Below are 14950 nucleotides of genomic sequence, written 5' to 3'. Positions count from 1 at the left end.
GACACGGACGCGCGACAAGGCAACATCGCAGCAACCTTGTTTCGCCTTCGCGTATCGTTCGCAAACTAGCGCGTGCAGGGAAGGTGTAAGCGATGGGCGGGCACGTCGGGCTTGCCGAACAGGGGACGCTTCGATAGGGTCGCGCCAGTGTCTCACAGAAGGAAGCGCATGGTAGCGAGGATGAGCAGCCCCCATGCGGATTGAATCGGGTAGTCTTTGTGACTTTTCACAATCGACCTGTCCGGTTTACCAGTTCCCACCGCATCTTTGGCGCCTTAGCATGGAAGCCAGAGAGCGGCGCAGAGTTGCCGCCCCGGCGCCGCATTCGTTGCGGGCCTTGCAAAAACATGGAGGAGCACGTGTCCGAAGCACCCTGGCTGGCCAGTTACGGCAGCATCCCTGCCCAGATCGATCCCGACGTTTACCCGTCGCTCGCCCACCTGTTCGACGAAGCGATGCGCCGCTTCGCCACACGGACCGCATTTCGCGCCGCCGGCCGCGCGCTGAGCTATGCGGACGTGGACCGTCTCTCGCGTGCGTTTGCCGCTTATCTTCAACAGCGTCTTGGCGTGAAGAAGGGCGACCGCGTAGCGGTGATGATGCCCAATCTGGCCGCATTTCCCGTCGCACTCCTCGGCATCGTGCGGACGGGCGCCGTGCAGGTGAACGTCAATCCGCTGTATACGCCGCGCGAGCTCGAGCACCAGCTGAACGATGCGGGCGTCGAGACCATCGTAGTGTTCGAAGGGGCGCTGCCCACCGTGGAGGCCGTGCGGGCCAAAACCGGCCTGAAGACGGTGATCGTGACCGGCCTGCTCGGCGGACTGGGCGAAGCCGCAGCGGCATCCGGCGAGCGCGACGGCGTGGCCGCGACCTTCGCGCAGACGCTTGCCGACGGCGCGAATCTGCCGTTCGAACCGGTTGCGCTCACGGGCGACGACGCGCTCTTTCTGCAATACACGGGCGGCACCACCGGCTTGTCGAAGGGCGCGCTGCTCACGCACCGCAACCTGGTCGCCAACGTCGTGCAGTTCAAGGCCTTCATGCCGGGCCTGCTCGGCGAGGACGACGAGGTGATCGTCACCGCGTTGCCGCTTTATCACATCTTCGCGCTCACCGTGAATCTGATCGTGAGCTTCTCGATTGGTGCCGAAAACTGGCTCGTGGCGAATCCGCGCGATCTGGATGGCCTCATCGATATCTTCAAGGCCGCGCGGCCCACTACCTTCATGGGCGTGAACACGCTGTATGCGGGGCTCGCGGGGCATCCGCGCATTCGCGAGGCGGACTTTTCGCGCCTGCGGCTGGCGGGCGGCGGCGGCTCGGCAACCATGGCGGCCGTTTCCGCGCGCTGGCAAGCGGTGACGGGCACCTTCATCCGCGAGGGCTATGGCCTCTCCGAAACGAGCCCCGTGGTGTCGTTCAATCCGGGTTCGATCAACCGCTTCACGGGTTCGGCCGGCCTGCCGGTGCCGTCCACCGACATCAAGCTGATCAACGACGGCGTGGAGGCCGCGCCCGGCGAGGCGGGCGAGATCTGCGTGAAGGGGCCGCAGGTGATGAAGGGCTACTGGAACCACGCAGAAGCGACGCGCGCGGCGTTCACGCCCGACGGCTACTTCCGCACCGGCGACGTGGGCGTGATCGACGCAGAAGGTTTCCTGCGCATCGTCGACCGGTCGAAGGACATGATTCTTGTCTCGGGTTTCAACGTCTATCCGAACGAGGTCGAGGAAGTGGCGACCGCGCTGCCCGGCGTGGCCGAATGCGCCTGCATCGGTGTGCCCGACGAGCGCACCGGCGAAGCCGTGAAGCTCTTCGTGGTCATGCGCCCGGACGCCGCGCTCACCGAAGAGGCCGTGATCGCGCATTGCCGCGCGCAGCTGGCCGCTTACAAGGTGCCGCGCATCGTGCGCTTCGTGGAATCGCTGCCCAAGTCCACGGTCGGCAAGATTCTGCGCCGCGAGCTTCGTACGGTCAGCTAACGTTTCTGGCGTTCGGGAACGTCGGGCTGGCGCGTTCCCGCTTTCGCTTCTTTTGTCTTTTTCCCGGACGCGCGGGAGGCCGCCGTTTTCTTCGCGCGCGGTGCGGCTCGTTCCGGCTGTGCGGCTCCGCGCAGTTTTAACGCCACGTCCAGCCGGCCGATCCAGCCGGCATCGTCCAGCTTCGCACCCAGCAGCGTTTCGATGCGTTCGAGCCGGTAATCGAGCGTATTGGGATGCACGCCCAGCGTCTCGGCGGTGGGGCGGCGGCGCTGGCCATGCGCGAAATAGGCTTCCAGCGTGGCGAGCAGATCGGACTCGCCCGCCAGTTGTTCGGCGAGCGAGGTCAGGTAGCGCAGCACGTTGGCGCTGCTGCGCACGCTTTCCTCGATGGCGATCGATGAATAGCGGTGCACGTCGCCGTCGCGCCGTGCGAAGTCGACTGCCTTGAAGGCCTCGTCGACCGAAGCCGCCCAGCCGTGCGCCCCTTCGTTCATGAGGCCGATGCCGATGCTGCGCACGCGCGGCTCGGCTCGCACCAGCGCGGCCGCGCGTTCGGCGATGGCCTGGTCGCTGCGCGTGAGCGCGTCGCCGCGCGCGCACGGCACCCAGAGCACGAGCCGTTCGCGATGCCACACCCGCACGAGCGTATCGGGCTTGACCTCCAGATGCCGTGCGGCGGCGAGCGCGAAGCGGTCGAGCGCATCGTCGTGCGCCGAAGGCGGATAGTCGCGCAGATCGAGGTCGATGGCGAGCGCCACGCGCGGCAGCGTGGCGTCGAGGCCGAGCGCTTCGACCGTGGCGCGAAAACGTTCGGTGTCGTCGGGCGCGTGGAAGACGAGGCCGTGGAGCTGATGCAGCAGCGAACCGCGCCAGCGCGCCTGCTGATACTGCTCGGCGAGATAGGCCTGGGTGATGTGCTGGGTCATGGCGTCGAAATAGTCGAGCAGCCATGGAGAGATGTCGAACAGCAGCTCGCGTTCGAGCGTGCGGTCGGCGTGCGCGATGTCCGTGCAGATGCGCCAGATTTCGCGGGCGCCCAGCTGGAAGGCGCGCAACAGCGATTGCAGCGGCACGTTCTGATGCACGCGGCGCCGCGCCGATGCGTTCAGGCGCTCCAGCGCCTCGTCCGTGGGCGGCTTGCCCGCGAGCAGACAGCTGAACCAGAGTTCGGCCGACATCGTGATCGAAGCGAGAATGTCCTTGCGCACGGCGGGCGTGAGCCGGCTATAGCCTTCGAGCGCGGTCATCGCCGAGAATGTGCGTTCGACGGCACTCGACGGATCGCCGGCAAGCGGCTGGAGCTTCGCGCGCAGGCGGGGGCTGATGCGGGGAACGGGAGGCAGCACGTCGGGGCGGGCGCGGGTCGCGGGGGTGGAAAACGGCAAAGTTTACGCACGAAAGCGTGCGGCCGTCGATCCAGGGTAACGCGCAGGGTGGCGCTCGCCCGGAATCGCCGTCATGGCGCCCGCCGTCCGACGTCTCCGCACGTGTTGCCAAAAAGCCGCTAAAGCCCGCCTGGTCCGGCCCCAAGACCCGTCCGTCATCCCATAAAAGTGCGCAAACCCATTACACTACCGACCGTGAGGGCCGCATGACGGGCCTTTTGTCCAGCGGCGATTGCGGCGCGCATCGAGGCGCGTCGCGGCAAGCCCTGGCCCAGCCAACGGAAAAGCCCAGATACCCATGAGCACCGCCATGCCCCGAGCCGGCCAAGCCGGCCTGCCGCGCCAGACCGAGGGTCGATATACGCTCGGCACACGCATCGTTCTGAGCTTTGGATTGCTGTTCGTGCTGATGCTCGCCACGGCGGTGATTTCCTATAGCCGCCTGCGCGCCATCGACGACGAAGCCCTGAGCCTCACGCACGATTCCGTGCCGGGGCTCTTCTACGCCACCTCGCTGCGCGCAGCGGCCAACCAGACCTACGCGCTCACCGAGCGCGCGGCCTTCGTGGATACCGACGCGGACGCCACCGCCCGCGACCTGGCCGGACTGCCCGCTGCGATGACCCAGGTGGACCGCCTGGTGAAGCAGTACGAAGGCAGCGTGTTCCGGGCCGACGACCGCGAACGCTTTCAGCGCTTTCGCGACGCCTATGGCCGCTACCTGCCGCAGATCACGGCCATCGCGCACCAGTTGCCCGCCTCGCGCGCCGCCGCGCAGACGGCGTTCGTGCAGCTCGACGGCGCCTGGCGCGAAGTGGTGGACTCGGCGAACGTGATCGTGGACGAGAACCGCGCGCAGGCCGACGATTCGGCGCAGACCATCCGCAGCTCGGTCACGGGCACGGAGATCACGCTGGCCACGGCGCTGGGCGTGGTGCTGCTTGCGGCGCTCGCGACCGGCTATGCGCTCTATCGCTCGATCACGGTGCCGATGGCGCGGCTCGTGGACGTGCACGATTCCATGCGCACCGGCGACCTCACGCAGCGTCTGCGCCTTGGCCGGCGCGACGAGTTCGGCGTGCTGGAGGACGGCTTCAACCGCATGAGCGACGAACTCGCGAGCCTCGTGGCGCAGGCGCAGAAGTCGTCGCTGCAGGTTTCGACCTCGGTGGCGGAAGTGGCGGCCACATCGAAAGAGCAGCAGGCCACCGCGAGCGAAACGGCAGCCACGACCACCGAAATCGGCGCGACTTCGCGCGAAATTTTCGCGACCGCGCGCGATCTGGTGCGCACGATGAGCGAAGTGGCCACGGTGGCCGAGCAGTCGGCCGGCCTCGCGACCACGAGCCAGAGCGGCCTCACGCACATGGAAGACACCATGCGCAGCGTGATGGAGGCGGCGGGCTCGGTGAACGCGAAGCTCGCGATCCTCAACGAGAAGGCCGTAAGCATCAACCAGGTGGTGGCGACCATCACGAAAGTGGCCGACCAGACCAACCTGCTTTCGCTGAACGCCGCCATCGAAGCGGAAAAGGCCGGCGAGTACGGGCGCGGCTTCTCGGTGGTCGCGACCGAGATCCGGCGCCTTGCGGACCAGACGGCCGTGGCCACTTACGACATCGAGCAGACCGTCAAGGAAATCCAGTCGGCGGTGTCGGCGGGCGTGATGGGCATGGACAAGTTCGCGGAAGAGGTGCGCCGCGGCATGCACGACGTGCAGGCCGTGGGCGTGCAGCTTTCGCAGATCATCGGCGCGGTGCAGACGCTCGCGCCGCGCTTCCAGATGGTGAACGACGGCATGCAGGCCCAGGCCACGAGCGCCGAGCAGATCACCCAGGCGCTCACGCAGCTTTCGGAGGCCGCGCAGCAGACGGCCGAATCGCTGCGCCAGTCTTCGCAGGCCATCGACAACCTGACACTCGTGGCCAACGAGCTGCGCACGGGTGTCTCACGCTTCAGGATCGAAGCCTGATTCGGAATCCGAAGCAAGATCTGAACGGCGGATATAAACAGCGGACACCGGCGGCACGCAAGACGGTGGACGCAACCGGCGCGCGCAGTCTGGCCGCCGCGGGGAACTGGCGATGCTTTTCCTGTTGTTCGAGCTAGACGGCGAACGCTATGCACTCGATGCGCGCGAGATCGCGCATGTGCTGCCGCTCGCGCCCGTGCGGGCGCATCCCGGCACACCGCCGTGGATCGCCGGACTGATCGGGCACGCGGGCGTGCCGGTGCCGGTGATCGATCTCGCCATGCTGGCGCTCGGGCGGCCCGCGCGCGCGCTCATGTCTACGCGGCTCGTGCTCGTGCACGACCGGGGCGCGCAGGCGGCTTCCGGGGCGGCAAGCGAAGGTACTCCCCGTTACATCGCACTCCTGCTCGAATGCGCAACCCGCACTGCGGTATTTGCCGCAACGGCCTTCGCCGAAGGCGGCATCGCCACGCCCGAAGCGCGCTGGCTCGGACCCGTCGCGCGCGACGAGCAGGGCTTCGTGCAATGGGTGAAGGTCGATCAGTTGCTCGACGCGCGCGTGCGCGCGTTGCTCTTTCCCGATCCGCCCACGTGGCAGGCACAGGGAGCGATATCGTGAACGACGGCGATCCGCGCTTCGCGGCATGGCTTCTTCATGAAACGGGTATCGACGCCCAGGCGCTCGGCGCCAATGCGCTGATGCGCGCGGTTGCGCAGCGGGCCGCGGTGACGATAGCCGGCGAGCAACAGGCCGGAATTCCGCCTGCGTGGGAGGCGGGTTCGGCCGTGCCGTGCCTCGTGATCGACGCGTACTGGCTGCATCTCACGTCCGAAGCGGCGGAACGCCAGGCGCTGATCGATGCGCTCGTGGTGCCGGAAACCTGGTTTTTCCGCGAGCGCGAAGCCTTTGCGGCGCTTGCGCGGCTCGGGATGGAGCGGCTCGCGCGGCGGCCCGGCGACGTGCTGCGCGTGCTGAGCGTGCCATGTTCGAGCGGCGAGGAGCCTTACTCGGCGGCGATGGCGCTGCTGGACGCGGGTCTCACGGCGGAACAGTTCGGCATCGACGCGATCGACATCAGCTCGGTTTCGATCGCGGCGGCGCAGCGCGGCGTGTATGGACGCAACGCGTTTCGCGGCGATGGCCTCGCGTTTCGCGAGCGCCACTTCGAGGCAGTTGAGGACGGCTGGTGCGTGAGTCCGCAGGTGCGTGCCCCGGTGACGTTCGAACGTGCCAACCTGTTCGAATGGCTTGCGGCCCATCCGGTGCGCTACGACTTCATTTTCTGCCGCAACGTGCTGATCTATTTCGACCGCGACGCTCAGGATCGCGCCATGGGCCTCCTGCGCGCGTGCCTTGCCGACGACGGCATGATCTTCGTCGGCCCCGCCGAAACGGGGCTCATGATGCGGCACGAGATGGTGTCCGCCTATATTCCGCTCGCGTTCGGCTTTCGCTTGCCCAATGAAGGCGAGTTGGGAAGGCGGGCGTTCGCGCCGCACTTCTCGCCCGCACCCGCGCCCGTGGCGCTGCGTGCGCTGCATACCGCGCCAGCGCTGACGATGACAACGGCGGCGAGCATGGTGCCTCATCAACCCTTGCAGCCTTCATTGAACACGCCCTGGATGAAGCCCGCCGTCCCCGCCGCGCCGTCTCGCGCGCTGCGAGCGCCTCGTGCGATGGCGAGCGCGAGCGCGCCTGCCAGGTCTGCCACCTCCGTCGCCGCCACGCCACCCCACGAAACGCTCGCCCAGGCGCGAAGCCTGGCCGACGCGGGCGATCTGGACGGCGCGCATCGCCTCGCGCTGCAAGCCGCGCATGATGCAACCGAGGCTGCGGCGCCGGACGCCGACGCCTGGTATCTGCTCGGCCTGATCGCCGACGCCCAGGGCCATCCCGCCGAGGCGCGCGACCACTACCGCAAGGCGCTCTACCTCGAGCCGGCTCACTACGAAGCGCTCACCCATCTTGCGGTGCTGCTCGAAGTGCAAGGCGACCGCGACGGCGCGCACCGCCTGATGCGCCGCGCCGAACGCGCCGCGCCGCCGACGCCTCGTCAAGGAGGCGCCGATGTCTGAACGCGAACCGGCCGTGCTGGCCCGCATGCCGCAGGACGACTGCTGGAACCGCATCGGCACGCGCGGCGACAACTCGTGTCCGCGCCTCGAACAGTATCTGCGTTGCCTCAATTGCCCCGTGTTCGAACAGGCTGCGGCGCGCATGCTCGACCGCCCGGTGGAACTGAACACGCAGGCGCTGCCCGCCGCCCTCCTGAACGGCGAAGCCGGTGTGGATGCGGGCCCCGCGAAGAACGGCGCCGCAAAACGTGAAGGATCGCTCGTCTTCCGCGTGGGCGCCGAATGGCTCGCGCTGCCGGCCGCCGTGTTGCAGCACGTAGGCGAGGCGCGCGCGATCCACTCGCTGCCGCACCGGCGCAGTGCGGCCGTGCTCGGTATCGTGAACGTGCGTGGCGTGCTGACGCTTGCCGTCTCGCTGGCCGCGTTGCTGCATGTCGAGGCTGCGCCGGACACGTCCGCCGCGCGGCCCGGCCGGCGCCGCCTGCTCGTGGCGGAGCGGCGCGGCGAGACGACGGCGTTTCCGGTGGACGACGTGGAGGGCGTGGCCTACTTCGGCCCGGAGGAGATGCTGGCCGCGCCGGCCACGCTGGCGCAGGGTGGCCGGCTGGTGCGCGGCGTGTACGTCTCGCGCGGCCGCTCGGTGGGCGTGCTGGACGTGGATGCGCTATTCGAGGCACTTGCGAGGAGCGTGCGATGAGCGACGACGAACTGAGCCGCCGCTCGCTGCTCGACCTTTTCCGCGAGGAAGCGCAAACGCAGACGCGTACGCTTTCCGCGGGCCTTCTCGCGCTCGAAGGATCGCCGGCGGATGCGGCGACGCTCGAATCGTGCATGCGCGCGACGCATTCGCTCAAGGGCGCGGCGCGCATCGTCGGGCTGCCCGAAGCGGTGGACGTGGCGAGTGCGATGGAGGATTGCTTTGTCGCCGCGCAACGCGACGAATTGCGGATCGACGCGCTGCGCATCGATGCACTGCTCGTGGGGATCGACTTGCTGCTGGCGGCCGGCGACGCGGACGCGCCGCCGCTCGCGCGCGACGCGGTCGATGCGTTCGTCGCGCGGCTCACGGGGCAAAACCAGACGCAGGACTTCGCGGCCTCGCTTCCGGAAGCGCCCGCGTTTGCCGAGCCTGCCGCGCCCGCGACACCTGTTCAGCCGCAACCCGCCGCGGCGAGTTCGGAAGAAGCCGAGCCCGCGCGCGAACGCCACGCCAGCACTGCCGACGCCCACCGCATGCTGCGCGTGCGCGCGGCTACGCTGGACCGTCTCGTGGGTCTTGCCGGCGAAACGCTGGTCGAATCGCGCCGCATGCGCCCGTTTGCCGATGCTTTCCTGCGCGTGCGCTACGCCCAGGGCGACGTGCTGGGCGCACTCGGCCAGTTCGAGGATCGTCACGCGGACGCGCTCGATGTCGAGGCCCGCGCCGCGCTTGCCCAGATCCGCACGTCGCTCGGCGCGTTGCAGCGGCAGCTGGCCGAGCGCTTCGACGAACTGGACCGGCTCGACCGGCGCGGTACGCGCCTCGCGCAGCGGCTCTACGACGAAGCCCTGCAATGCCGCATGCGGCCGTTCGGCGAGATCGCGCATGCGTATCCGCGCATCGTGCGCGATCTCGCGCGCTCGCTCGGCAAGCGCGTGCGCTTCACGATCGAAGGCGAGGCCACCCAGGTGGACCGCGATATCCTCGACATGCTCGACGCGCCGCTCGGCCACCTGCTGCGCAACGCGCTCGATCACGGCGTGGAGGATCCGGTCACGCGGCTCGTCCGCGGCAAGCCCGAGGAAGCGACCCTCACGCTCGAAGCGCGCCACAGCGCGGGCAAGCTGCTCATCAGCGTGGCCGACGACGGCCCCGGCGTCGATCTCGCGTCGCTGCGCACCGCCATCGTGGCGCGCGGGCATGCCTCGCGCGATGCGGTGGAGGCGATGTCCGATGCCGAGCTGCACGACTTTCTCCTGCTGCCGGGCTTCTCGCTGCGCGACACCGTCACCGACGTGTCCGGGCGCGGTGTGGGCCTCGACGCGGTGCAGGATTTCGTCAAGGCGGTGCGCGGCACGGTGCGCATCGAGAGCGGCGAGGGTCGCGGCACGCGCTTCGTGCTGCAACTGCCGCTTACGCTTTCGGTGGTGCGCAGCCTGATCGTCGACGTGGCGGGCGAAGCCTATGCGTTTCCCCTCGCGCGCGTGCGCCGCGCGCTGCGCGTGCCGCGCGGCGCCATCGAGACGCTCGAAGGCCAGCAGCACATTGCGTGGGAAGGGCGGCCCGTGGGTCTCGTGACGGCGCGCCAGTTGCTGGGCGCGAGCGGCGTGCAGGAGGCGGATGGCGACGTGTGCGTGGTGCTGGTGGGCGACGAAGCGGGCCTTTACGGCATCGCAGTGGATGGCTTCATCGGCGAGCACACGCTGGCCGTGCAGCCGCTCGACAGCCGCCTCGGGAAAGTGCGCAACGTCTCGGCGGCGGCGCTTCTCGACGACGGCCAGGTCGTGTTGTTGATCGACGTGGAGGATATCGTAGCCTCGGTGGCGCGGCTCGTGCGCGAGGGGCAGCTTGCCGGTGTGGCGCGCGGGCGCGAAGGCGCCGCGCGCGAGCGCAAGCGTGTGCTGGTGGTGGAGGATTCCTTGACCGTGCGCGAACTGGAGCGCAAGCTGCTCGAAAAGCGCGGCTATGCGGTCACGGTGGCCGTGGACGGCATGGACGGCTGGACCACCTTGCGCCACGCGCGCTACGACCTCGTCATCACTGACGTGGACATGCCGCGCATGGACGGTATCGAACTCGTCACGATGATCAAGAACGACCCGCAACTGAGGAACGTGCCGGTGATGATCGTCTCGTACAAGGATCGCGAGGACGACCGGCGGCGCGGGCTCGATGCGGGCGCCGACTACTATCTCACCAAGGGCAGCTTCCACGACGAAGCGCTGCTCGACGCGGTCAACGACCTGATCGGAGAGGCGACCTGATGAACATCGGCATTGCTAACGATATGCCGCTTGCGGTGGAGGCGCTGCGCCACGCCATCGCGCGCCGCCCCGAGCACCGCGTGCTGTGGGTGGCGGCGGACGGCGAGGAGGCGGTCGAGTTCTGTGCCGCCCAGCAGCCCGATGTCGTGCTGATGGATCTCGTGATGCCCAAGCTCGACGGAGTCGAGGCCACGCGGCGCATCATGGCGGCTTCGCCGTGCCCCATTCTGATCGTCACGAGCAGCGTGGGCGCGAACGCCTGGCGCGTGTACGAAGCGATGGGCGCGGGCGCACTCGACGCCGTGGATACGCCCACGCTCGCCGGTCCCGACGCGCGCGGCACGATGGATTTGCTGCTCGCGAAGATCGAACAGATCGGCCGGCTGCATCGCGCGCCGGAAGCCGTCCGCACGTCGGCCGCCGCAGTGAATGCGGCGCCGGGCCGCGCGCCGCTCGTGGCGATCGGCGCGTCGGCGGGCGGCCCCACGGCGCTCGCGACCGTGCTCGGCGAACTGGCTGCCGGTTTTGGCGCGGGGATCGTGATCGTGCAGCACGTGGACCAGTCCTTTGCCGAAGGCATGGCGCAGTGGCTCGACGGGCAGACGCCGCTGGCGGTGCGCGTGGCGAACGAAGGCGACCGGCCGGAGCCGGGCGTCGCGCTGCTCGCAGGGACCAACGATCACCTGCGCATGACGGCCAGCGGCCAGTTGGCCTACACGCGCGAACCCGCGGATACGCCGTACCGGCCTTCCGTCGACACCTTTTTTCATAGCGTGGTCGAGCACTGGCGCGGCGACGCCATAGGCGTGCTGCTCACCGGCATGGGGCGCGACGGGGCGATCGGCCTGAAGGCGATGCGCGCGAAGGGTTACTTCACGATCGCCCAGGACCAGGCATCCTGCGCCGTCTATGGCATGCCGAAGGCCGCTGCCGCGCTGGGTGCCGCACGAGCGATCCTGCCGCTCGGCGCCATCGCCGCCGACCTGAAAAGCCGCGTCAAGCGTGCCGCTTGAACCGCATTGACTCATTACCGATAGACCGATAGCGACCGATCATCATGACCACCGAGAAGTCCAACCTCCCGCCAGACGAACCCGACGCGTCGGCGACCGGCGGCACTGTGGATGCCGCGCTCGAAGCCTCGCTCGAAGCGGCGCGAGCCGCGCTCGAACAACCGCTGCCCGCATCCGACCTGCCGATGATGGTGCTGCTGGTGGACGATCAGGCGATCGTCGCCGAAGCCGTGCGCCGCGCGCTCGCCAGCGAGCGCGACATCGACTTCCACTATTGTTCGCATCCCGAAGATGCCGTGCATACGGCCCAGGAAGTGCGGCCCACCGTGATCCTCCAGGACCTGGTGATGCCGGGCACCGACGGGCTCACGCTCGTGAAGGCCTATCGCGCCAACGAAGCCACACGCGATGTGCCGATCATCGTGCTATCCACCAAGGAGGAGCCGGCGATCAAGAGCGCGGCATTTGCCTCGGGGGCGAACGACTATCTCGTCAAGCTGCCGGACAGCGTGGAGCTGATCGCGCGAGTGAAATATCATTCGCGCTCCTACATGAACCTGCTCCAGCGCGACGAAGCCTATCGCGCGCTGCGCCGCTCGCAGCAGGAGCTGCTGCGGGCGAACCTGGAACTGCGGCGCCTCACGCACTCGGACGGCCTCACGGGCCTTTCGAACCGTCGTTATCTGGACGAATTCCTCGGCGCCGAATGGCGCCGGGGGCTGCGCGAGAACACGGAGGTCTCGTTACTGATGATCGACGTGGACTACTTCAAGCCCTATAACGACACCTATGGGCACGTTTCGGGCGACAACGTGCTGCGCTCCGTGGCGGCTACCATCCGCCGCGAGATCAACCAGCCGCGCGATCTGGTCGCGCGCTTCGGCGGCGAGGAGTTCGCGGTGGTGCTGCCGGGCATGGGCAGCGGCGGGGCGCGCCTGCTGGCGGAGAAGATGCGCCGCGACGTGGCGGCGCTGGCGCTGCCGCATGCGGGGTCGGCCGTGAGCGAGCATCTCACCATCAGCATCGGCGTGGCGACGCTCACGCCGGCCGAGGGCGTCGCCGAAACGGCGCTGATCGAAGAGGCCGACGCGGCGCTCTATCGCGCGAAGCGCGACGGACGCAACCGCGTGGCCTTCTCTACGCAGATCGGCACGCGGGCCTGAGGGTGCTGGGGGCGACTGCGGGGGGCGTAGCGGGTCCGCCGTTCAGTCCGGCGTCCATTGATACATCAGCAGCTTCGCGCGTGCGTCGTCTTCCACGAGCACGACATAGCTGCCGTCGGGCCGCTGCGCGGCGCTGATGCCCATGTAGATGTCCACCCAGCCCGAGGTGCTGCCCACGTCCGCACCGGGCGTCAGGGCGCCGACGAACTGGCCGCTGCGCGTGTCGTAGACATCGACGCGCTGCGTATAGAGTTCCGCGATGAACGCATAGTTGCCCGCCACGGCGATGCCCACCGTCGTCACCTGCGGATTGCTCTGGGTGTTCCACGGCAGGTTCACGGTGTAGGCGAGCACGGGCGAGCCGCTCGACCAGTTGTCGTAGCGCGCCATCACCGGACCGGCTTCCTTCCAGAGCGTGGCGTTGTATTGGCTGGCCGCCGTATAGCCCGTGATGTACATCGTGTCGGTGCCGGCGTCATAGACGATGCGCGCGATCCGCGCGAACGGCGCCGGCATCCTGAACATCTTCTCCGATGCATAGGAATACATAGGATTGCCGTGCCCGTCGAGACCGAGCAGCGGCATTTCGCGGATACCGGAGGTGGGCGTGGCGAGCCACACGTTGCCGGGCGTATCCACCCACCAGTAGCCATCGCCCACGGTCGAACCCGTGGAGGGATTGGCCACGATCTCGTCGGCGCTCACCTCGCCGTCGCCGTTCGCGTCGCGCCACATCCATTCGCCGTAGCTGGGCTGGCCGGCGGGCCAACCGCCCGGCAGCGGATTTTCCGCGAAGAAGCCGGAGGGGATCGCCACCTGGCCCTCGGCGGCCGGGGCGAAGCGATAGACGCTCAGATAGTGCGCGTATTCGTCGAGCGTGTAGAGGAAGACCTGGCCATTGAAGCGCCGCACCATCGGCGAGCCGCGTACCCCGCGCGCAAGGTGGAACGCCGGGTCGTTCGGGTAATCGAAGCGGTCGAGCGTGAAGGCCGCATAAGTCCACTGCTTGCCCGGCGCCTGCGAGTAGTCCATCGTGAAGAGCTTCGAGCCGGTGTAGATGTGGTTGGTCGAGGCGGGGTCGAACGCGCCGGCATCGACGAACAAGAGACCGTAGAGGCGCCACGCCGACGTGCGCGTGCTCATGGCGTAGCTTTCCAGCACCGCGCCCTGGCCCACCAGTGCGGAGCCGAACGGACGCGGCCCCTGGCCGTTCTGCGCAACGTACAGATTGCCCGCCGAGTCATAGCCGATGCCGGTGATGCCGTTGAAGCGCCAGTCGCCGGGCGTGCCCTTCACGGCATGAAAGATGCCCTCGTGCGTGCCGAGCGTGGCCGAAAGCTGCATCGTGCCGTTGGCCGCGCGGCTGTAGAGCAGGATCTGCTGTGCCGGGCCGTTGTCGGAGATCGTCAACTGGCCCGAAGGGGCAAACGCGAGATCGGTCGGCACCGTGCCTTCGGGCAACACGGGCGCATCGTTGAGCGCGCTGCCGTCCGCGCGATAGTGGGCGATGCGCGGGCCGCTCGCGGCCTGCAGGTCGTCGATCACCCAGAGCGTCGAATCGCTCGCGAGCGCGAGGCGGCCCGGAGTGGGCACGGTCCACGAGCGCAACTGGCGCATCGTTTGCGCGTCATAGACGACGATGCGATTGCCCGAGGTATCGGAGACGTAGAGCTCGGTATCCGAAGCGGCGAGGCCGCGCACGGCCGCGTCGACGCCGGTTGCCGCAACGCGCACGCGCAGAAAGCTGTCCTTCGTGGTGTTCGCGCTGTTGCCGATGCCGCTGGCGAACGGCGCACCTTGCGCGACGTTGGTGCGCAGGCGGCGCGTCACGCCCCACCAGGTCTGGTTGGCGGCCGGGTAGTCGGCGCCCGATAGCGCGTTGCTTTCGTTGCCGATCGAGATGGCGGCGTAGAGGTAGGTGCCGTTGGCGGCAATGGCGTCGCCGCCCGCGTTGCCCCAGCCGTGCGTGTTGCCGCCCACGGCGAGCTTGTCGCCGGCTCGATATACGCCGATTTCGCTGCCGCTTTCGTCCCACGGAGCGTTGGCATAGACGGTGCCGTCGGGTGCGACGGCGATGGCTTCCACATCGAGCTGCATCCATTTGCCGTCGCCAAAGCCGAAGCTGTTGCCGATCCAGGACGTGGTGGCGTTGAGCGACGTTTGCGCGATGGCCGGGCCGGCGCATAGCGACTGCAACGCGAGCGAAGCCACCAGCAGGCGGCGAGAAAAAGTCATGACGTGTTCCCCCGGAAGAACGAAGCCTGTGTGCCATGTGGCAGGTCGTCGTCATGCTCGCACGGGGTGCCGGCGAAATAATTCGCACAATATTCAGCGTGGGTAATGTGAATATTTTTATGCTGCGGGAATGGTCGATCGGTCTTCAAAAATGGTC

General features: G+C 68.1%; 9 protein-coding genes and 2 pseudogenes. 9 read left to right on the top strand and 2 right to left on the bottom strand.

Going from position 1 to position 14950, the window contains the following annotated elements:
* The first annotated feature begins 359 nt into the window (after window positions 1–359).
* Window positions 360–1985 carry an AMP-binding protein gene (locus tag U5760_RS17025; protein WP_322013391.1) on the top strand — a complete coding sequence of 542 codons (1626 nt, stop codon included), beginning with the start codon at window positions 360–362 and terminating at the stop codon, window positions 1983–1985.
* On the opposite strand, the gene U5760_RS17020 is transcribed toward U5760_RS17025, so the two are convergent.
* Window positions 1982–3370 (bottom strand): PucR family transcriptional regulator, encoded by a 1389-nt coding sequence (locus U5760_RS17020; RefSeq protein ID WP_322013389.1) that lies wholly within the window; start codon window positions 3368–3370, stop codon window positions 1982–1984. The two genes, U5760_RS17025 and U5760_RS17020, sit on opposite strands and share 4 nt — an antisense overlap.
* 298 nt (window positions 3371–3668) lie before the next feature.
* Here U5760_RS17020 and U5760_RS31670 point away from each other — a divergent pair.
* The 8 genes and pseudogenes from U5760_RS31670 to U5760_RS16985 all read left to right on the top strand — a co-directional run.
* Window positions 3669–4184: pseudogene (locus U5760_RS31670) on the top strand (MCP four helix bundle domain-containing protein); the annotation flags it as partial.
* Window positions 4173–5342 (top strand): annotated as a pseudogene (locus U5760_RS17015) (methyl-accepting chemotaxis protein); the annotation flags it as partial. The pseudogenes U5760_RS31670 and U5760_RS17015, both read left to right, overlap by 12 nt.
* A 112-nt stretch (window positions 5343–5454) precedes the next feature.
* Window positions 5455–5961, top strand: coding sequence for a chemotaxis protein CheW (locus U5760_RS17010; protein WP_322013387.1), 507 nt, complete (start codon window positions 5455–5457; stop codon window positions 5959–5961).
* A complete protein-coding gene (locus U5760_RS17005) occupies window positions 5958–7418 on the top strand; it encodes a CheR family methyltransferase (RefSeq protein WP_322013386.1) in 1461 nt (486 codons plus the stop codon). Before U5760_RS17010 ends, U5760_RS17005 begins: the two co-directional genes overlap by 4 nt.
* Window positions 7411–8115 carry a chemotaxis protein CheW gene (locus U5760_RS17000; RefSeq protein WP_322013384.1) on the top strand — a complete coding sequence of 235 codons (705 nt, stop codon included), beginning with the start codon at window positions 7411–7413 and terminating at the stop codon, window positions 8113–8115. The genes U5760_RS17005 and U5760_RS17000 overlap by 8 nt, the downstream gene beginning before the upstream one ends.
* Window positions 8112–10382 carry a hybrid sensor histidine kinase/response regulator gene (locus U5760_RS16995; protein ID WP_322013382.1) on the top strand — a complete coding sequence of 757 codons (2271 nt, stop codon included), beginning with the start codon at window positions 8112–8114 and terminating at the stop codon, window positions 10380–10382. Before U5760_RS17000 ends, U5760_RS16995 begins: the two co-directional genes overlap by 4 nt.
* Window positions 10382–11395 (top strand): chemotaxis response regulator protein-glutamate methylesterase, encoded by a 1014-nt coding sequence (locus U5760_RS16990; protein WP_322013381.1) that lies wholly within the window; start codon window positions 10382–10384, stop codon window positions 11393–11395. The genes U5760_RS16995 and U5760_RS16990 overlap by 1 nt, the downstream gene beginning before the upstream one ends.
* A gap of 44 nt (window positions 11396–11439) precedes the next feature.
* Window positions 11440–12558, top strand: a complete 1119-nt coding sequence (locus U5760_RS16985) for a diguanylate cyclase (protein WP_415914121.1) — start codon at window positions 11440–11442, stop codon at window positions 12556–12558.
* A gap of 42 nt (window positions 12559–12600) precedes the next feature.
* Here the strand turns inward: U5760_RS16985 and U5760_RS16980 are convergent, their stop codons facing one another.
* Complete coding sequence (locus tag U5760_RS16980; protein WP_322013380.1) at window positions 12601–14793, bottom strand: hypothetical protein; 2193 nt, start codon at window positions 14791–14793, stop codon at window positions 12601–12603.
* Window positions 14794–14950 lie beyond the last annotated feature (157 nt).

The sequence above is a fragment of the Paraburkholderia sp. J12 genome, assembly GCF_905220215.1.
GTDB lineage: Bacteria > Pseudomonadota > Gammaproteobacteria > Burkholderiales > Burkholderiaceae > Paraburkholderia.
Note: the sequence above shows the minus strand (reverse complement) of the source record. Positions and strands in the feature narration are given on the sequence as shown.

Coding starts and splice junctions, on each gene's coding strand:
- U5760_RS17010 (WP_322013387.1), top strand. CDS start 5,455: ATGCTTTTCCTGTTGTTCGAGCTAGACGGCGAACGCTATGCACTCGAT.
- U5760_RS17000 (WP_322013384.1), top strand. CDS start 7,411: ATGTCTGAACGCGAACCGGCCGTGCTGGCCCGCATGCCGCAGGACGAC.
- U5760_RS16995 (WP_322013382.1), top strand. CDS start 8,112: ATGAGCGACGACGAACTGAGCCGCCGCTCGCTGCTCGACCTTTTCCGC.
- U5760_RS16990 (WP_322013381.1), top strand. CDS start 10,382: ATGAACATCGGCATTGCTAACGATATGCCGCTTGCGGTGGAGGCGCTG.
- U5760_RS16985 (WP_415914121.1), top strand. CDS start 11,440: ATGACCACCGAGAAGTCCAACCTCCCGCCAGACGAACCCGACGCGTCG.
- U5760_RS16980 (WP_322013380.1), bottom strand. CDS start 14,793: ATGACTTTTTCTCGCCGCCTGCTGGTGGCTTCGCTCGCGTTGCAGTCG.